General features: G+C 48.2%; 20 protein-coding genes. All 20 read right to left on the reverse strand.

Going from position 1 to position 17,866, the window contains the following annotated elements:
* Positions 1-6: 6 nt before the first annotated feature.
* Entirely contained in the window at positions 7-1,221 is a 1,215-nt protein-coding gene (gene fliY, locus HNQ56_RS15660) for a flagellar motor switch phosphatase FliY (RefSeq protein ID WP_429148161.1), read from the reverse strand.
* 6 nt (positions 1,222-1,227) lie between these two features.
* Positions 1,228-2,208 (reverse strand): flagellar motor switch protein FliM, encoded by a 981-nt coding sequence (gene fliM, locus HNQ56_RS15665; protein WP_429148164.1) that lies wholly within the window; start codon positions 2,206-2,208, stop codon positions 1,228-1,230.
* A gap of 81 nt (positions 2,209-2,289) precedes the next feature.
* Positions 2,290-2,805 (reverse strand): flagellar basal body-associated FliL family protein, encoded by a 516-nt coding sequence (locus tag HNQ56_RS15670; RefSeq protein WP_429148167.1) that lies wholly within the window; start codon positions 2,803-2,805, stop codon positions 2,290-2,292.
* Positions 2,806-2,816: 11 nt separating this feature from the next.
* Positions 2,817-3,704: a flagellar motor protein MotB gene (locus HNQ56_RS15675; protein WP_429148170.1), complete on the reverse strand. Its 888-nt coding sequence runs from the start codon at positions 3,702-3,704 to the stop codon at positions 2,817-2,819.
* The gene (locus HNQ56_RS15680; protein ID WP_429148173.1) at positions 3,697-4,497 is read right to left on the reverse strand and encodes a motility protein A; all 801 of its coding nucleotides are present in this window, start codon (positions 4,495-4,497) and stop codon (positions 3,697-3,699) included. The genes HNQ56_RS15675 and HNQ56_RS15680 overlap by 8 nt, the downstream gene beginning before the upstream one ends.
* Before the next feature lie 50 nt (positions 4,498-4,547).
* The gene (locus HNQ56_RS15685) at positions 4,548-4,739 is read right to left on the reverse strand and encodes a flagellar FlbD family protein (RefSeq protein ID WP_429148176.1); all 192 of its coding nucleotides are present in this window, start codon (positions 4,737-4,739) and stop codon (positions 4,548-4,550) included.
* A gap of 171 nt (positions 4,740-4,910) precedes the next feature.
* Positions 4,911-6,380 carry a flagellar hook protein FlgE gene (locus HNQ56_RS15690; RefSeq protein ID WP_429148179.1) on the reverse strand — a complete coding sequence of 490 codons (1,470 nt, stop codon included), beginning with the start codon at positions 6,378-6,380 and terminating at the stop codon, positions 4,911-4,913.
* 86 nt (positions 6,381-6,466) lie between these two features.
* The gene (locus HNQ56_RS15695; protein WP_429148182.1) at positions 6,467-6,856 is read right to left on the reverse strand and encodes a TIGR02530 family flagellar biosynthesis protein; all 390 of its coding nucleotides are present in this window, start codon (positions 6,854-6,856) and stop codon (positions 6,467-6,469) included.
* 17 nt (positions 6,857-6,873) lie between these two features.
* Positions 6,874-7,659 carry a flagellar hook capping FlgD N-terminal domain-containing protein gene (locus tag HNQ56_RS15700; RefSeq protein WP_429148185.1) on the reverse strand — a complete coding sequence of 262 codons (786 nt, stop codon included), beginning with the start codon at positions 7,657-7,659 and terminating at the stop codon, positions 6,874-6,876.
* Positions 7,660-7,703: 44 nt separating this feature from the next.
* Positions 7,704-9,311, reverse strand: a complete 1,608-nt coding sequence (locus HNQ56_RS15705; protein ID WP_429148187.1) for a flagellar hook-length control protein FliK — start codon at positions 9,309-9,311, stop codon at positions 7,704-7,706.
* A gap of 14 nt (positions 9,312-9,325) precedes the next feature.
* On the reverse strand, positions 9,326-10,099 hold the full coding sequence (locus HNQ56_RS15710) for a MotE family protein (protein ID WP_429148190.1): 774 nt from the start codon (positions 10,097-10,099) through the stop codon (positions 9,326-9,328).
* Positions 10,099-10,560, reverse strand: coding sequence for a flagellar export protein FliJ (gene fliJ / locus HNQ56_RS15715; RefSeq protein ID WP_429148193.1), 462 nt, complete (start codon positions 10,558-10,560; stop codon positions 10,099-10,101). Before fliJ ends, HNQ56_RS15710 begins: the two co-directional genes overlap by 1 nt.
* Positions 10,560-11,876 (reverse strand): flagellar protein export ATPase FliI, encoded by a 1,317-nt coding sequence (gene fliI / locus HNQ56_RS15720; RefSeq protein WP_429148196.1) that lies wholly within the window; start codon positions 11,874-11,876, stop codon positions 10,560-10,562. Before fliI ends, fliJ begins: the two co-directional genes overlap by 1 nt.
* An 11-nt stretch (positions 11,877-11,887) precedes the next feature.
* Positions 11,888-12,685 carry a FliH/SctL family protein gene (locus HNQ56_RS15725; protein ID WP_429148199.1) on the reverse strand — a complete coding sequence of 266 codons (798 nt, stop codon included), beginning with the start codon at positions 12,683-12,685 and terminating at the stop codon, positions 11,888-11,890.
* Complete coding sequence (gene fliG / locus HNQ56_RS15730) at positions 12,678-13,691, reverse strand: flagellar motor switch protein FliG (protein ID WP_429148202.1); 1,014 nt, start codon at positions 13,689-13,691, stop codon at positions 12,678-12,680. Before fliG ends, HNQ56_RS15725 begins: the two co-directional genes overlap by 8 nt.
* A 15-nt stretch (positions 13,692-13,706) precedes the next feature.
* On the reverse strand, positions 13,707-15,302 hold the full coding sequence (locus HNQ56_RS15735) for a hypothetical protein (protein ID WP_429148205.1): 1,596 nt from the start codon (positions 15,300-15,302) through the stop codon (positions 13,707-13,709).
* 44 nt (positions 15,303-15,346) lie between these two features.
* A complete protein-coding gene (gene fliE, locus HNQ56_RS15740) occupies positions 15,347-15,658 on the reverse strand; it encodes a flagellar hook-basal body complex protein FliE (protein ID WP_429148208.1) in 312 nt (103 codons plus the stop codon).
* A 15-nt stretch (positions 15,659-15,673) separates the two neighbouring features.
* Positions 15,674-16,111 (reverse strand): flagellar basal body rod protein FlgC, encoded by a 438-nt coding sequence (flgC, locus tag HNQ56_RS15745; RefSeq protein ID WP_429148211.1) that lies wholly within the window; start codon positions 16,109-16,111, stop codon positions 15,674-15,676.
* 95 nt (positions 16,112-16,206) lie between these two features.
* The gene (flgB, locus tag HNQ56_RS15750; RefSeq protein WP_429148214.1) at positions 16,207-16,593 is read right to left on the reverse strand and encodes a flagellar basal body rod protein FlgB; all 387 of its coding nucleotides are present in this window, start codon (positions 16,591-16,593) and stop codon (positions 16,207-16,209) included.
* Between the two features lie 313 nt (positions 16,594-16,906).
* A complete protein-coding gene (gene codY, locus HNQ56_RS15755; RefSeq protein WP_429148217.1) occupies positions 16,907-17,680 on the reverse strand; it encodes a GTP-sensing pleiotropic transcriptional regulator CodY in 774 nt (257 codons plus the stop codon).
* Positions 17,681-17,866 lie beyond the last annotated feature (186 nt).

Genomic DNA, 17,866 nt, shown 5'->3' on the forward strand with positions numbered 1-17,866 from the left:
TTCTTCCTATTTCTGCTTTATGATTTCTGTTACCCGGATACCAAAGGCCTCTTCCATTACCACCACTTCACCCTTTGCAACAAATTTCCCATTGACAAGCACATCAATAGGCTCACCGGCTAACCGATTCAATTCTATAATAGTTCCGGGGGTAAAGTCCAGTATTTCTTTAATTGATTTATTCGTTCTTCCCAACTCCACGGTTACCTCCAGAGGCACATCCATCAGCAGATCAATATTTTCCGGCTGTACGATACCGGAAGCCATGGGAGTAAAGGGAGCAAATTGTACCGGTGAAGCATTTACGTCCTGTACCGGAGGCATCATATAAGGCATCGGCTGCGGCATTCCCTGAGCAGGAAATTCAAAATTCCCTTGAAACCCAGGGGTTCCTTGAAATCCCGGATAAGATACTCCCGCATAAGGGCTATAGCCCTGAGGCATCGGCTGCGGCTGCTGCGGCTGCTGCTGAACCGGCTGCGGTTGAGGCTGCGGCTTCTTCGGCGTATTATCTGCGGCGGGCCTGGTAGGAACGTCCGGTTCCATGGAGGTTGCCTCTATAAACTGCCGGTAGAGATCTCTTGCAAAGTCAAAGGGATATAATTGCATCAACACACTGTCCACCAGATCGCCGATCTCCATATGGAAGGAAACCCGGACAAAACTGCCCTTCAGGAAGTCCGCAATATTCTCCCCGCTCATATTTTCCTCCAGATCCACCAAAGCGGCTGCCGGAGGACTGATGTTAACTCTCTTCTCCAGCATGGAAGAAATACTGGTTGCGGCAGAACCCATCATCTGGTTCATTGCCTCACTGATTGCACTTAAATGAAGATCGGTAAGCTCACCGTCAATATTGGTGCCGTCCCCTCCCATCATTAAATCTGTTATGACCTTAACATCTTTTTCTTTTAAAATCAATATATTATTGCCGTCAAGTCCATCCTCATAATAAATTTGAATGAACACACAGGGCCGGTCATAGCTGTTTACAATATTCTTCCAGGTCGCATACTCCACTACCGGAGTTGTAATATTCACCCGCTGGTTTACCAGGGAAAACAGCGTTGTTGCAGCCGTTCCCATACTGATATTGGAGATTTCTCCAATTGCATCCTTCTCCGCGTCTGTCAGCATCTCTGTTATTGTACTGTCCGAGCTTTCCGTACCTATGCCGTTCAGCAAAGCATTAATCTCTTCTTGAGACAGCATACCATCCATAGTCCGTTACTCCTCTCCTCTGTTGATTGATGAAATTTTTACCGCATAGGAGCCTGAGGAGGCGCCCGGAAGTGCCGTAAATTTATTTAAATTACCCACATAGACGGTTAATTCATCTTCCACCTTTGAATTCAATTTGATAATATCCCCTCGCTGCATATTCATAAAGTCATTTACCGAAATCGTGCTCTTGCCAAGCACCGCACGGATCGGTACTCTTGCTTTTGAAATGGCAACCTCGATAATATCCTCGTAGGACTTATCGTCAGCCATCTGCATCGTCGAATACCAGTACTTTGTATTCAATTTATCAATAACCTTCTCCAGACAAACATAGGGAAGGCAAATATTCATCATCCCTTCAAGATTGCCGATCTTCAGATTCAAGGTCACAAGAGAGATCATCTCACTGGGGGAGATAATCTGTGCAAACTGGGAATTCGTCTCAATCCGCAGCAGCCGGGGCTGGATCTGAATCACATTTGCCCATGGCTCACGAAGCAGATTGGTACACACGGTAAAAATACGTTCAATAATTGTCAGTTCGATTTCTGAAAAATCCCGGACCTTCTCCAGCGGATACCCGCCTCCGCCTAACATCCGATCCACAATAGCATACCCCAGATTGTCCGCAAGTTCCAGAATAATATTTCCCTCCAGAGGAGCAAAGTCAACAATCCCCAGCAACACCGGATTGGACAATGCATTGGTAAATTCCGAATACTGGACTGCCTCTGAATTGATTACCTCCACCTGCACATTCTTTCTCAGATATGCCGGTAAATTGGTAGAGAGCAATCTCGCATAATGCTCAAAAATGATATTCATTGTGCGAAGATGCTCCTTCGAAAACTTGGAAGGTCTGGCAAAATCATAATTCTTTACCTGCTTTTCCGAGGATTCCTTATAATCATCCGCATCCAGTTCACCACTGCTTAGCGCCGCCAGCAGGTTGTCGATCTCATTTTGGGATAGGACGTCGCCCATTGTCATTTCCTCCCTAATGTACTAGTAACATCATAACATAAAATACCAAGAAAATCATCATATTTCGAGAGAAATCCACCCTTAATTAAGAACCAGACTTCCAAATGACACATTGATAACAAAATCCGACTGCATCAGCTCCTTAATACGATCAATCACCCGATCCTTGATCTCGCCTTTATTGGCATAGACCTCATCCCTGGTGTAGACAGCAAATTCCTCCTGGACGATTTCCTTGATCGCATTCTCGTTCTCCTGAAGCTTGGGGAAGAGATCGTCATAATCAGCGCTCTTGCTGTTCACCGACAGGGACACGTTCATTACCGCATAAGGAGGCTTGTCCTTGGGATCCGTGCTTGCACTCTTCAGATTTACAGTCAGCTTGTCCTCAATATTATAGGTTACAATATCCGATACCGAAAGCTTCATGTTCTCATCCGGCGATTCCAATTCCAGTTCTATGATGGAAGCAACCTTGTCCATCAGACGGGTAGTTTTGCTGGCTGCAGGAACAACCGTAAAAATCATTACTGCCAGCAGAACCGTATTGATCAGCGTGATTGCCATAATAATAACCGTCAAAATATTCTTCTTCATCGTAGTCTCATTCACCTTTCGCCACTGTATTCGTTATAAATCCTTATCTCAATTCTCCGGTTCTTAGCCCGTCCTTCCGCTGTGGCATTGCTCGCGACCGGATCATACTCGCCCCGGCCGGAATACTTAAGCTTCACCGGATCAATTCCGCAGTTCTTAATGAGGTATTCCGCCGCATTCAAGGCCCTGGCCGAGGAGAGCCAGTTATTATCCTGAAATGCTCCGCTGGTCATGGGCACATTATCCGTATGCCCCATAATCTCTATGGTATACATCTGAAAGCCCTGTAATACATCCCCTATCCTGCTCATGAGAGGAAGAGCGGCTTTCTTGATCTCCGCCTTACCGGAATCAAAGAGCACGGAGCCCTTCAAAGTCAGTTGTACAAAACGGAATTCCGGATCAATACTAAGATCAATATCGCTGGTGAGGTTATACTCCTGCCTCAGATCAGAAAGTCTGTCATAAATAGCGGATGAGGCAGACTCCATCTCCTTCTCAATCCGTTCCAGCGCCTCTGAGAGCTTGGCATCCCCTAACCCTGTCGAGGACTGGGAATCTCCTTTGCTTCCTTCCGGATTGGCACTATCCTCCGCATCAGGATCCTCCCCGGTATCTGTACCTGCTCTGCCCATGGACTGGTAATACCGGTCCAGCTCATTCATCTGTGTCATCCCGGAGGAAATCAGATTTCCTCCTTCAAAAGCGGTCAGTCCGCCATCCAGTATCCCGATGGAATTAGCCAGTGATCTGGATATCTCATCAAACTTTTCAGCATCCACATCGGACATGGCAAAGAGCATAACAAAGAAACAGAGCAGCAGATTCATCAGATCCGCAAAAGTATTCAGCCAGGGAGCATTCCCTCCGCTGCTTTCTTCCGGTTTCTTTCTAGCCAAGAACCTCACCACCTTCTTCCCTCATTGCGGCTCTTCGTACCGGTGACAGGAAGGATTTTAATTTTTCTTCAATTACTCTGGGATTCTCACCTGCCTGGATGGATAGAAGTCCTTCTACCATCACTTCCTTAATCATAATCTCCTGAGCACTTTTTGCTTTCAGTTTGGTTGATACCGGAATACAGATCCAGTTGGCAACCATGGAGCCGTAAAAGGTTGTAACCAGCGCCACTGCCATATTGGGACCGATTGCCTTGGCGTCATCCATCTTCTGCAGCATATTGATGAGACCAATCAGAGTACCGATCATACCCCAGGCAGGGCCCATGGCCGCCAGGGAATCCCAGAAACCGATTTTGCTGGCATGTCTCGCTTCCACACAGTTTAATTCCGTCTCCAAAATGCTGCGTACTAATTCCGGATCCGTGCCGTCAACAATGAGCAGCACTCCTTTTTTTAAGAATTCATCTTCAATTCCGTTCGCCGCCTCTTCCAGCGCCAGCAGCCCTTCCTTCCGGGCTATATTGGATAATTCAATGATCCGGGTTATGGTCTGCTCTTCGTTGGAAGGCAGCGTCGTCATTGCATGGCGGATGCTTGCCAGATTCTCCAGAAAGCCCTTCACCCCCGGTGACATGGCAAGAACACAGCATAGTCCTCCTCCGATTGTAATGAGAACAGATGGTATATCCACAAAATTCATGATAACCATAAAACTGGGCTGACCGTACACAATACCAAAAACAACTACAATAAAACACAGCACTACGCCCAATATTGATGCAAAATCCAATTTCCTCACCTTCCATCCATATTATTTTATCGAAGCCCAAATTCTTTTTTCTACAAATCCCGACTAAAAACTTCCTTTTTGTATAATATTACAAGATTTCTAATCTCTTGTCTACTTTCTTTCACAATTATCTTAGTTCCTGAACTAAGAGTAATCACCGTATCCGGCGATTCTTCCACCCTCTCGATCATATCGGCATTCACCGTCAGCCTGGTTTCATTCAGCCTGGTAACCTCAATCATTCTCTTTCCTCCTTCCCTCCATGGACAGGTATCGGAATATCTGTAAAATAAGGGCGTTCAAAATGGTGCAGAGGAAGGTCCGGGAAGTCCGGACGCCCGGATCTTCCTCTGCACCATTTTGCACCCCTATCCTCACTAATGCACGGCTTTGCGTTACCGTTCAGCCATCTGTTATCTCTTTAAATTAATTAATTCTTCCAATAAGGTATCCGATGTTGTTATTATTCTTGAATTCGCCTGGAATCCTCTCTGTGTTGTGATCATATCCGTAAACTGCTGGGACAGATCCACATTGGACATCTCCAATACACCGGTGGAAAGACTTCCGCCTCCCTGGGTGGGATCCTGTCCTATTCCGTCAAACTGACCCGAGTTCTGGGTCTCTGCAAACATATTATTTCCAACCGCCTCCAGACCTGCCGGATTTGCAAAGGTTGTCACCGCAATCTGTCCCAGCAGGCGGCTGTCACCATTATCGTATTTTCCGTAGATCTTACCGGAGCCATCGATACCGACACCGACCATATTACCTACCTTCTTGCCGGCTCCCCGTCCTCCGTCCACACTTCCCCTGGTGGCCTCCAGAGAAGAAGAACCGCTGGTGGCATACATGGTGATTTTTGAGAAGTCAATGTCAATGGACTCAAAGGGATTCTCATCCCCGTTAATGGTAAAGGTAAGGCTCTTGGGAGGTTCCTCGGTATCGGACACCGTATCGCCCTCACCGACGCTTACAAAAGTACCGTTGGAGCTGTTGAAGGTCAGAAGCGGGGCATCGGCCATATCAATCGTCACCACACCGTCGTCGTCTACTTCAATGCCGGTCACTTCCTGGCCGCCAAAGGTAAAGCCGCTGGCGGCATAAGCCGTCTCTTCGTAGGTAACCTCTCCCGTCTCCGGATCTACTAGCTTATTAACGAAGATGGACTGACCGCTCTCATCCTTGATGTCCTTAATGGCAACGGTGTAGACAGAAGGTGAATCCGTTGTCTGCCTCACAATCAACTCTGCGGTATAGCTGTGACCCATCTTGTCGTAAAAGGACATATTCACCCTCTTACCCGTTTCGCTGGTCAGCTGGGTATCCTTGCTGTCAATATTACCCGATATGTAAATATTGGTTGTTGCAGCCGGTGCGGCATAGAGATTCTCCGGGGACATAATCTTCAGCGCGGATACCGCATCCGCCACCGTCTTCGTCTCGTCATTGGGATCCACCTGCCAGCCCATGACCGTGGCTCCGGAAGGAGTACACAAAGTACCCTGAGCATCGATATCAAAGGATCCTGCCTTAGTAAAATAGTTAGTGCCGCCGTTGTTCACGATAAAGAAACCATCGCCCTCGATCATAACATCAAAGGGATTGTCCGTTCTCTGGGATGCACCGGACAGATTAATTGCCGCTTTTATAGATGCCACATTGGATCCGAGACCGATCTGCATCGCGTTCCTTCCGGCCTGGCCTGTTTCTGCGTTGGGCCCGGAAGCACTCTGGGTTGTCTGATAAAACACATCGGCAAAGGTTACGGAACTGGATTTAAAGCCGATGGTGTTTACGTTGGAGATGTTATTACCAATAACATCCATCTTGGTCTGGTGTACTCTTAAACCGGATACGCCAGAAAATAATGCTCTCATCATAATGAATGACCTCCTGTTTCTGCTTTTCCTCATGGGAATCCAATCAATCGGTCATGGATTCCTAAGCCTCCCTAAGGTCCGGCTTATTACATGATTATTGCACCGTCAATATTGGTAAACACCCTGTCTTCCCCTTCATTCACCGCTGTGATAACCGTATTGTTCTTCACACTGATGATAAAGGCCAGATTGTCCACCATAATCAGGGATTCGTTGATTCCTTTCTCACTCGCCTTCCTGGCACCGCTTTCCAAACGCTCCATCTGCTCATCGGTAAGATCGATATTCCTGCTGGCCAGACGCTCGTTGGCATGCTTTGAGAATTTTAACTCGCCGGCTTCCTGCCTGCTTCTTAATATTTCGGAAAATGGGGTGCCGCCGCTCTGCTTCTGAACACTGCTTCCTGTATTCTTCACCGCATTCAGCTGCTGCGTCATCTGTTCAATGGAAGGAAACTGATTCATCGGTATATTCATAGGTCTCACCTTCCTTATTAAGTAATATCATCCGGTCCGGTCCCGGCATCCTTCTTCTCTTCTGCCGTCACCTCGGAATTCTCCACCTTCACTGTGACCTTACCCTCTACGGTAGTTCGCAGGGGATCGTTAAAGCCAACCGTCAGCTTATAGCTTCCGTTCATCAGACTCGCAAAAACTTCCTTCTTAACGGTCACCTTATTGCCGGACAGGCTCACCAGACTGGAATCAAGCACCATATCCCCAATTGCCACAGCCACGTCATCCGCTACGGTTTCACCCGATCCCAGCTTCACCGTGAAGCTCAGGTCCTTGGGATTGTCGGCATCAAAGCTTAAGTCAATCCGTTCTTCTATTCCCGGAAGTCCTTCCTTCAGCAGATAATCATCTCCCAGCACGGTATCCAGCTGGTCAAAATCATACAATCTGCCGTTCACGGATAATTTCGCCTTCGTACCGGAGAGGGCAACATAATCTACCGGTCCCTGGATGAGGGTGGAATTGCCGGTGGCACTCTCTGCTTTCAGAATTACCGTCTTGCCCACCAGACTAAAGGCCTGGGTATTATTGGCCGCCGTGCCCAGATTCTGCAGCTGCTCTAATTGTGAGAAAGTGGCCAGCTGGGCTATGTACTCCGTATCTGTGTTAGGATTCAAAGGATCCTGGTATTTCATCTGAGTTACCAGCAGCTGTAAAAACGCATCCTTACCCAGTTCATTGGTAGGCCCCTTTTTCTTGCTCTCGGAGGTGGCCGCTTTTTCCATTACGCCTTCCTTCACATTTTGAACTAACATATCACTCATGTATCTTCCTCCTTTCTTCGTAATGTTTCCGCGGTGCCGGATGATTAAGCCGTATAATCGATCTGGCTTCCCCTGACTCCGGTTGCATCCCGCTCAAAAACTGTCTCGTCCTCTTCTTCGGTCATGTTAACCGCATCGTCCATAGATATCCGGTTACCTCTGCGGTCTGATTTTGTCTCCTTCTGTCCGTTGAAATCTCCTTCCCGGCTCTGTTCAAAGGAATTAGCCGCAATGGATACCTCAATGGCCTCCACCTTAAGTCCCTGCTGGTTCAAAGCATCCCGCAGGAGGTGCAGCTGGCTTTCAACAGCCTCTCTGCTGATCTCATTCTGCACAATAAACTGAGCTGTCATAATACCATTTCTTGATTGAACCGACAGATTCACTCTTCCCAGATGCTCCGGATTAAGCTGTAATTCCATGGAACTCTGATCCGGCCTGACGGTTACTCTGATTCTTTGAATAATCTGGTCAGCGATCTCTCTGATTTGCACCTGATGAATCTCGCCTCCCTGAACTTCAGTCTGGGTCGTAGAGGATGCTTTCGACAGGTTGTTGAGAAAGGCTTCAAATTGGTCTGCCGCCTCTTCTTTCTGCTCCCCGCTGCTTCTTTGATTCGACTCTCTGAAGGAGCTCTCCTCTGTCTTGGAAGTTTCTGCAGATGTTACTCCATAGCTGCCATTGTCCTTTTGACTGACAAGTTCAGAGGCTTCCTCCTTCTTGTCCGGATTCACCGTTTTTTCTGCTTCCTCTTTGCGAGCCTGTGCAGGAACCTTCCTCCCGCTCTCTGCCGCATCCTCCCCATGAACAGCTTTTTTCTCCTCCATCTGGGGCAATGCACCTTCCAACAGACTCCTGATCTGCTCCTGTGTCAGTTCCAGACCGGAAGCTTCCTTTACGGTTTCCACTGCTTGAACCAGCTGATTCATGGCATCCGCCAGCGTCTCATCCGTCAGCACTGCCAGGAGATCGTTTTTCCCATTCTTCGCAAGAACCAGCTGCTGTAAATTCTGAGGCTGCAGCAGATCGGTCAGTTCCATTCCCTGTACTTCCATAAGCTGATCCAGCTCAGCATCACTGAGACCCAACAGCTCCTTCACCGTATCCCTCACCATATTCAGCATGGCGGAGATCTTCTCCAATGTGGCTGTATCTCCCGTTATTTTCTCAGGCATGTCTTCCTTCACCTGTCCGGCAGCTGCCTCATTCCGGCTTGACTCTGACTTTCGGCCTGCTTCTGTCTGCTTCTCCGTCCGTACCTCTGTCTGGGCACCCGCCTTCGAGCTGCTCTGCGCTGCATCCTCCGCCTGTCTGGCATCCGGCTTTTCCGCAGCAGAAGCTTTCCTGCCGGCATCCGCCGTCTGGTCTGCCGCTTTGGATCCATTCATGGTATTGTCAATGACCAGGTCAAAAGCGCCTGCCGTCTGCTTTCCCTTAAAAGTACCGCTTCCTGCCGCAGTGCCGTATAACTGGGTGGCTTGATTCATAACGCGCTGCATCGTCATATTCGTTTCCTCCTTTCCTGTGAGGCTGAAGCGGGTACGTAAAATCCGCTTCGCAATTCCTGTTCTCTGATAGTTTGGCTCCGGGAAATAATCTTTCTTCCCAAAGCCTGTATTACAACAGAAGACCAGCTTCTGAATGTAACCCATGTAATTATGCCGTATTATGGCACCAGCTTCTCAGCATCCAGATCCAGCATCTTTTTTGTGATTTTTGCCGCTACCACCCGATCCATCTCCGCCAAAATTGCCGCACTTTCCTTGGATTTCATGCTGAGCAGGATCTTAGCTACGGACTCCACATCCGCCGTCATGGTTTCCATAATTCTGGCAGCCGCCTCAGGCTCCATATTCTTGTAGATATCCGCCTTCTCCTTGATCGCCTCGGAAAATCTCAGCTGCTCCAGCACCTGACGGTAGATCTCCTCCGCCCTTGTGGGGTTGATTTCCTCATAATAAGCCTTATATTCTTCAATATCCGGAGCCGCATCATTAAAGACCACATTCTTTTCCCAGTCTCCCCTGAGCTTTTCAAAAGCAAGCTGGTTCTTCTCAAACACTCTCAACCGGTCTATCTCGGCTTGAAGCTCCGCAGCATCGGCACTGCTGTCCTGATTGTTCTTTTTCATATCGGCAATGGTCTGTTCCAGTTCCTGTATTTTATTCAAAGCCTCCGGCAGGGTCTGGTACTCTCCCTGATTCTCTGCCGACCGATCCACCTCGGGTCCCTCGGAAGGAAGAATTAGATTGACGATGGGAACTCCCTTTAAAATCGGACGCAATACTCCTGATCCAAAACCGCCTACATCCAGCTTAATCAACAATGCAAATACGGCAAGCCAGATAATAACCAGCAACAGAGCGATGAGCACAGTCAGAACCTTGCTGCTTTCCTTATTCTCGTTATCAAAGGCCGCTGCCTTTTGCTTCTTTGCCATTATCTGTCCTCCTCATAGGCTGCAGGCCTGCTGTAATTGAAGCTGTTCAGCTCATCCACTTCCTTTTGTTCCTCGCTTTCCAGCTCCAGCAGATATGCCATGAAAGCATTTTCCTTCAGCCGTTCCTGTGTCTTTCTCTCAACCATTGCGTCATTCAGTCTGATCCGGGCAATCTCCAGCCGGTGAGCCGCGTTTCTTACCACCGCCGTCTGCTGCTTTATGTTCTGATCCATAATCTCAATTGCCTGGCTGCACTGTCTGATCTTCAGCAGATCCAGTCTGGCGTTTCGCAGATTGCGAAGCTCCTCGACGAAGGAATCTCTGCGCTGCTTCATCTGCTCCAGCTTCTCTTCCTCTTTCGTCAGCCGGAGTCTTGCTGCCCCGTAAGCTATTTTCGCCTGATCCTCCAGCTTTTTTTTCACCTGGAGCAAATTCTCCATACTGTATCGAAATTTTTTCATTATTGATTAAATATCTCCATTAATCTCATCACTTCGTCCTGAAAGTCCAGCTTCTCATTAACATCCTGCTGAAGAAAAGCATTCACTTCCTTTATCTTTGCTATCGCATAATCAATATCCGGGTTAGAGCCGCTCTTATAGGCTCCGATATTAATCAGATCCTCGGCATCCTGATAGGTTGCCAGTACATTCTTCAGCTTTCCTGCCGCTTCCTTGTGCTCACGGGTCACGATGGAGCTCATGCAGCGGGAGATGCTCTGAAGGATATCAATTGCCGGATAGTGGTTTTTATGTCCTAATTTACGGGAAAGCATGATGTGTCCGTCCAGAATACTTCTGGCAGTGTCCGTAATGGGTTCGTTAAAATCATCTCCGTCTACCAGCACGGTATACAGGCCGGTAATGGAGCCGTGCTCCGAATTACCTGCCCGCTCCAGCAGCTTAGGCATCTCCGAATATACGCTGGGCGGATATCCTCTGGATACCGGAGGCTCGCCGGAGGCTAATCCGATCTCCCGCTGGGCCATGGAGAAACGGGTCAGGGAGTCCATCATCAGCAGAACATCCTTCCCCTGATCGCGGAAATATTCCGCAATGGCAGTTGCCGTTTTCGCCGCTTTCTTACGGATCAGCGCCGGCTTGTCGGAGGTAGCCACCACCAGCACGGAACGCCGGATACCTTCCTCTCCTAAATCCCGTTCGATGAATTCACGAACCTCTCTGCCGCGCTCTCCGATTAAGGCAATGACATTGATATCCGCTCTGGTATTCCTTGCGAACATACCCAGCAGCGTGCTCTTACCCACTCCGCTGCCTGCAAAGATACCGATTCTCTGGCCTTTTCCCACCGTGAGCATGGCATCGACCGCTTTCACCCCAAGGGGCAGCACCTCGTCAATAATCTTTCTCTTCAGGGGATCCGGCGGCGGGGCCTCAACGGGATAATACTTCCCTCCCGTAATCCGGGTAAAGTCCATGGGCTCTCCCAGTCCGTCCAGGGTCTTGCCCAAAAGCTCATCGCCCACGGGCACCTTAATGGCGGAACCGGTATTCTCCACCAGGCTTCCGACTCCCACACCGGTCATATCACCGTAGGGCATCAGCAGGATCCTGTTTTCCCGAAATCCAACCACCTCGGCAGGAATCCGGCTTTCCGATCCTTCGACGGTAATATGGCAGACATCGTTGAGATTTGCACTGGGGCCGGAGGCTTCAATGGTCAGACCTACCAGCTTCACCACCCTGCCAATCTCCTGCTCATAGGACCGTTCCAGAAGCTGCCTGTATTTATCCAAATTAATTGCTTCCATCTTCATCACCATCTGCCCTAACTATCAGCCATCAATCTCAGATCTGTAATCAGATTATTCAGCTGTACATCCAGGCTGCAGTTAATCACCTTTCCCTGGGTTTCCACCAGACATTGGTTCTTGCCCAGCATCGGATCAACCTGGATACGAAGCGCCGCCTCCCGGCCAATGGCCTCCAGCAGCAGATCCATCTGCAGTGACACAGCCTCATAATTCTCTTTGGATACCCGCAGAGTATACTCCTCCGCCTTCTCCATATGCCGCAGCGCCTGGGATACTAGATATAGAACCACCTCGTTATGATCTTCCATCATAATGCCGGTAATCTTCTCCACCAGAGAGGCGATAATCCCCGCGATCTCAGGCTCAAGGGAGGTGACCATTTCCTCATACTGCTTCTCCAAGGCTTCGGCCTTTTTCTCATATTCCGCTTTTAGCTGCTGTACTTCCGCCCGGCCCTTCTGCATTCCTTCTTCATATCCTCTGGCCTGTCCCTGGGCATGGGCTTCTTTTTTCATTCTCTCCGCCTCCGCCCGGGCATTCTCCAGAATTGCGGCGGCCTCCTGGTTGGCATACTCCAGAGTCTTCGCTGTCTTCTCCCCGGTTTCCTGCTCTCCGGCAGGAACCTCTACCGCCATAGCCTTCAGTCCCTCTACAAAGCCCTCCTGGGCCTGCAGCTGCCTCTGGATCATTGCTTCCTGCAGAATTCTTTTTCTTCGTTCCTCCAGCTCCCGCTCCATGTGAAGATAGTTCTCAAGGGTCAGCTTCGTATTCTCTTCATAGCGGATGGAGTAGGCTTTAATTACATTAGACAACGATCTCGTCACCTCCGCCTCTGGAAATAATAATCTCCGAGGAATCTTCCAGCTTTCTTATAATATTGACAATCTTCTGCTGAGCCTCTTCCACATCCTTCATACGAATAGGGCCCATGTACTCCATATCCTCCCGTATCATAGTTGCAAGACGTTTGGACAGGTTGTTAAAGATTACTGTCTGAACCGCTTCCACAGAGCCCTTCAGAGCAACTGCCAGTTCATTATTATCCACCTCACGCAGAACTCTCTGGATGGACTTATCATCAAGACTGAGGATATCCTCAAATACAAACATCTTACGCCGGATCTCATCTGCCAGCTCAGGCTCTTCAATTTCCAGGGTCTCCATAATATGCTTCTCGGTACCCCGGTCAACGGTGCCCAGAATTTCAACGATATTGTCTACGCCGCCGACGATTGTGTAATCCTGATTTACCAGGGACGCCAGCTTTCTCTCCAGCACACGCTCCACTTCCTTGATCACATCCGGAGAGGTGCGGTCCATCTGGGCGATACGCTTTGCCACATCCGCCTGCTTATCCGGCACCAGGGAGGAGATAATGGTAGCCGCCTGCTGGGGGGACAGATAGGACAGAATCAAAGCGATGGTCTGGGGATGCTCATCCTGAATAAAGTTCAGCAGCTGAGACGCATCGGTTTTTCGTACAAATTCGAAAGGCCTTACCTGCAGGGAAGCTGTCAGCTTGCCAATGACATCCCTTGCCTTCTCCGGTCCCAACGCCTTTTCCAGCAGTTCCTTGGCGTAGCCGATACCGCCCTCGGCAATATACTGCTGAGCCAGGCATATCTGGTAGAATTCATCCATGACCTGGTCCTTGGTCGCCGGGGAGATGCTCCGGGTATTGGCAATCTCCAGGGTCATAGTCTCTATCTCATCTTCTTTTAAATGCTTGAATATGCTTGCGGACCGTTCCGGCCCCAGGGAGATTAACAAAACAGCCGCTTTCTGTATTCCGTTGATCTCATTGCCGCCTCGCGCCATATCACAACCTCCATCCTAATCCCAATCTTCATTCAGCCAGTTGCGCAGCAGCTGCGCCACAGCCTCGGGCTGTTCGTCTACAAACTTTTCAATCATTCTGCGAACCTCGGAACCCTCGCCAAATTCAATATCCTCAATGGTCTGGTTCTCCCTGGTGGTTGCCAGCAGCTGTTCAACCGACAATTCCGGCTCCAGCTCCGTCACATCAACAGGACGGATGCCGCGGAATACCACAAAGATCAGAAATGCTACGATCAGCACCGCCAACGCGATCTGCAGATAATCGGTCCAGCTTCTCTCCACGCTGATTCTGGGGATGAATACCGGCTGCTCATAAGAAAGGATCGTGATCCTGCCTTCCGGAATTCCTGTTGCCGTGGAAGCCAGAGTATAAAGAGAAGGATCTACCTCCACCCCTCGGCGGCTGTTATTCTGCATTGCATATTCCTCAAAGGAGATCTCATCCAGCAGTCCCTGCATTTCCAATTCTTCTTCCTTATATGTAACCGCCTTGCGCAGTACAATGCTCACGGAGGACTCCTCCGGAATGACCGCTCCGATCTCACGCTTTGTATTGGTTACCCGGGTGCTGTGAACATAATCATTCTCCTCAATATCCACGCTGCCGTTATTGGAGGAAGCATCCGGTATCATATAGTCGGTTCCGTCATTGGAAGATGTGCCGGGAATCCCGCCGGAGGAATTGGCATTTTGTGATTTATATCTGTAGTCATGACCAAGAAAGCCCTGTTCCTGATCCGGTGCCGGCAGCAGCTCAGAATAAAGCTCCTCCACCTCATCCATGTTGAGAGCCAAATTCGGTGCGATTACCACATCCTCGTAATCTCCGGCTTTCAAAAGGAGCATATAAAGATTGTTAATAAAGGTGTTGCGCAGCTTGTCCTTATAATCCATGGCGGAATTCACCATACCCGAATAAAGGTCCTTCCCTCCTCCATAGAGCAGGTTCCCCTTCTGATCGGTTACCCGGATCTTGTCCGCCGATTTGTTCCCAATAATAGAGGCCAGCATCTCGGCGATAGTCTCCGCCGTCCTTACCTGAAAATCATCGTTTGTTGTCAGCAGGACACCGGCGCTGGTATCCTGGGCCTCGGTTAAGATGGAAGTCGTGCTCTCCGAAGGAATATAAAATACCTGGGCATCCTCCACACCTTCCATGGTCTTTATGTAATTGCGCACATTGTTCTGCAGATATAAATTCAACTTCAGTGAACGGTCATAATTCGTCGTACTCAAACTATTGTTAATCAGCTCATCCAGACTGAGCCCAACCGACGGCATATCATTGCTGGCAATCAGCAGTACCGCATCCGAATACCGTTTGGTATCTACCATAACGGTTACCCTGTCATCCTCCAGCCGCCATTTAATACCCTCCTCTTTGAGGAGCTCAATCACGGCGCTGGCATCCGCCGAGCTCTCCGTAATGGTCAGTACTTCATAGTCCACCTTCTGCCACAGGTAGATCAAAAAGGTAAATGCGAACACAACAACACAGAAGACGCTGACAATAATCGTCTTCTGCTTGCTGGTATATTTATTCCAAAAATCAAGCAATTGCTTTGGTAGCTGTTTTAATCGATCTGCCATTACCCTTTATGCTCCTTAGTAAGTATGTATTTGCAGAATTTTCATCAGAACTGCATGTTCATAATCTCTTTGTAAGCGTCTAATACCGCATTGCGAACCGCAACGGTATACTGTAATGACAGATTTGCCTTATACTGGGCGACCTGCAAATCAACAGGATTATCTAACAGTCCCATGGCATTGGCCATCTCTGCCTCCTCCGCTGCATTGGTATAGGCATTGGTCTCCTGCACCATATTGACCGCAGCCTGAAACAGGCTCTCAAAGGTCGCGTTATTGTTTGGTGTTACTCCTTTTACGGACTGCAGACCATTCTTGGTAAAATCCGCTATACTACCGATGGATGTGATGTTCATGGATTACGCCTCCTGTTATTTTCCTATTTCAAGAGCTTTCAGCGCCATATTCTTAGTGGCATTAAAAGCGGTGACATTGGCTTCAAAGGAGCGGGAGGCGCTGATCATATCGGTCATCTCCTGTACCGGGTTAACATTAGGATAAGTTACATATCCATCCTCGTCTGAATCCGGATGGGAGGGATCATATACCCTTCTCATGGCGGATTTGGTATCCTCTGCAATCTGTGTAACCTTAACACCGTTCCCCACCGTTCCCGAGCTCTTCATCAGTATGTCGCCGAAGGGGGTCACATCCTTTTCTGAAAACACCACTGTTTTACGGCGATACACATTGCCGTCCGCATCACGGGTCGTACTTACATTTGCAATATTCTGTGAGATAATATCAAGCCTCAGCCGCTGTGCCGACATGCCGCTGGCACTGACATTCATACCATTCATAAATGACATCTGTTCTTCTCCATTCTACCGCTTCCTGCGGTACAATCATCTTCCGTGATCTATAATGACATCCTTATCTTCTTTGTTTCCTGTGCCGGACTTGCCTATTTGGTAAGAACCGTTTTGATGCGGTTAAATTCCTGACTTATGGAATCCATCAGGCCGGTGGTTCGGAGGTAATTCCTTGCCAGGTTAGCCTCCTCCTGGTCAATATCCACATTGTTGCCGTCCAGACGGTAGCTCATATTGGAATAGTCTGTGTACACTCTTCCATCCAGCCTGTTCAGCTTGGCATTGGCTACTCTCTTATCCAGGGAGCCATCCCCCAACAGGGACGACATCAGGTAGGATTCAAACTGAACATCCTTCCTCTTATATCCGGGGGTATCATCATTGGCAATGTTATTAACAATAATTTCATTGCGCTTCCAACCTGCATTTGCCGCCTTATGCAGCACATCAATGTAATTAAACGCATTCGAGCCAATCATATTAGCACTCCTTTCTCAATAATTCAATTATAATGAATAATGGCGAAAACACAAGATATATTTGAAAAATTAGTATAATTATACTACCTTTTGTATAATCTGGGTAAAAAAACGAAGAAAATATCCCAGATATTGAGAACGCCAAAAGTGTTTCCGATCCCTTCCATATACAATATATTGATCACAATTCGTTTTCCTGCCAATATATTGTATCCAGAAATATACATGACATATTTTGACATTTTATCATCTGCACAAAAAAGGATTTATGAGACTTTCTTCCCACAAATCCTTTTGCGCACACAATCATTCATCATGAATGACTTAAATTTTTCAATTCATCGAATACAACATCGTTCAAAACGCGAATGTACGTCCCTTTCATGCCGGAGGAACGGGATTCAATCACTCCCGCGCTTTCAAACTTGCGAAGAGCATTGACAATCACGGATCGGGTAATTCCCACCCGGTCAGCGATCTTACTGGCCACCAGTATCCCTTCATTGCCCTTCAGCTCTTCAAAGATATGAGTAATCGCCTCCAGCTCCGAGAAACTCAGGGTGCTGATGGCAGACTTCACAATCTGCACCTTCCGGTTCTCCTCCGCATTCTCTTCGTTGACGGAACGCATCATCTCAAGCCCCACCACCGTAGTACCGTACTCGCTTAAAATAATATCATCCAGAGTATATTGGGAACCGTTCTTATATAAAAACAGAGTACCCAGCCTCTCTCCTGCTATATCAATCGGTGTTATAATTGCCTGGTAGATGTCGACATTCTCGAATTCAAAGCCTAAGGTTCTCAAATTCACATTCTCTTTGGTGGACAATATATTGAGAAGCCTTTCATTCAGCAAGCCGTCAATATGCCGCCCCACCGTATCCTTGATCAATTCCCTTATCTCAACAATGTCGCTGCGATTCTTGATCCCCAGCACCTTTCCCTTCCGGCTGATGACCAATACATTGGAGGCCAGTATATCGCTGAGAACCACGCAGATATCATTAAATACAACCTTGTGTGAATTGTTGTTATGCAGCAGGTTATTAATCTTTCTTGTTTTATCCAGTAATTGTACACTCATCCCATGGTTCCTCCCAGTTTCTCCAGACCCCTCCAGGCTCCCATCTAACATGATGACTAAGGTCAAAAGACAAATTGTTACACCTTTTCAATCTTATCACATGTTATCACGAAAAACAATAGGCTTTTTGGCGTTTTGACACACATTTATATATAATTTTCATTTTTTGCATCCAATTATAAGTAT

It is taken from the genome of Anaerotaenia torta, from assembly GCF_050433395.1.
In the GTDB taxonomy this organism is placed as follows: domain Bacteria; phylum Bacillota; class Clostridia; order Lachnospirales; family Lachnospiraceae; genus Mobilitalea; species Mobilitalea torta.

Coding starts and splice junctions, on each gene's coding strand:
- fliM (WP_429148164.1), bottom strand. CDS start 2,208: ATGGGCGACGTCCTATCCCAAAATGAGATCGACAACCTGCTGGCGGCG.
- flgC (WP_429148211.1), bottom strand. CDS start 16,111: ATGTCATTTATGAATGGTATGAATGTCAGTGCCAGCGGCATGTCGGCA.
- fliY (WP_429148161.1), bottom strand. CDS start 1,221: ATGGATGGTATGCTGTCTCAAGAAGAGATTAATGCTTTGCTGAACGGC.
- HNQ56_RS15685 (WP_429148176.1), bottom strand. CDS start 4,739: ATGATTGAGGTTACCAGGCTGAATGAAACCAGGCTGACGGTGAATGCC.
- HNQ56_RS15670 (WP_429148167.1), bottom strand. CDS start 2,805: ATGAAGAAGAATATTTTGACGGTTATTATTATGGCAATCACGCTGATC.
- codY (WP_429148217.1), bottom strand. CDS start 17,680: ATGAGTGTACAATTACTGGATAAAACAAGAAAGATTAATAACCTGCTG.
- HNQ56_RS15700 (WP_429148185.1), bottom strand. CDS start 7,659: ATGAGTGATATGTTAGTTCAAAATGTGAAGGAAGGCGTAATGGAAAAA.
- fliG (WP_429148202.1), bottom strand. CDS start 13,691: ATGGCGCGAGGCGGCAATGAGATCAACGGAATACAGAAAGCGGCTGTT.
- HNQ56_RS15690 (WP_429148179.1), bottom strand. CDS start 6,380: ATGATGAGAGCATTATTTTCTGGCGTATCCGGTTTAAGAGTACACCAG.
- flgB (WP_429148214.1), bottom strand. CDS start 16,593: ATGATTGGCTCGAATGCGTTTAATTACATTGATGTGCTGCATAAGGCG.
- fliJ (WP_429148193.1), bottom strand. CDS start 10,560: ATGAAAAAATTTCGATACAGTATGGAGAATTTGCTCCAGGTGAAAAAA.
- HNQ56_RS15735 (WP_429148205.1), bottom strand. CDS start 15,302: ATGGCAGATCGATTAAAACAGCTACCAAAGCAATTGCTTGATTTTTGG.
- fliI (WP_429148196.1), bottom strand. CDS start 11,876: ATGAAGATGGAAGCAATTAATTTGGATAAATACAGGCAGCTTCTGGAA.
- HNQ56_RS15705 (WP_429148187.1), bottom strand. CDS start 9,311: ATGGGTTACATTCAGAAGCTGGTCTTCTGTTGTAATACAGGCTTTGGG.
- fliE (WP_429148208.1), bottom strand. CDS start 15,658: ATGAACATCACATCCATCGGTAGTATAGCGGATTTTACCAAGAATGGT.
- HNQ56_RS15695 (WP_429148182.1), bottom strand. CDS start 6,856: ATGAATATACCGATGAATCAGTTTCCTTCCATTGAACAGATGACGCAG.
- HNQ56_RS15710 (WP_429148190.1), bottom strand. CDS start 10,099: ATGGCAAAGAAGCAAAAGGCAGCGGCCTTTGATAACGAGAATAAGGAA.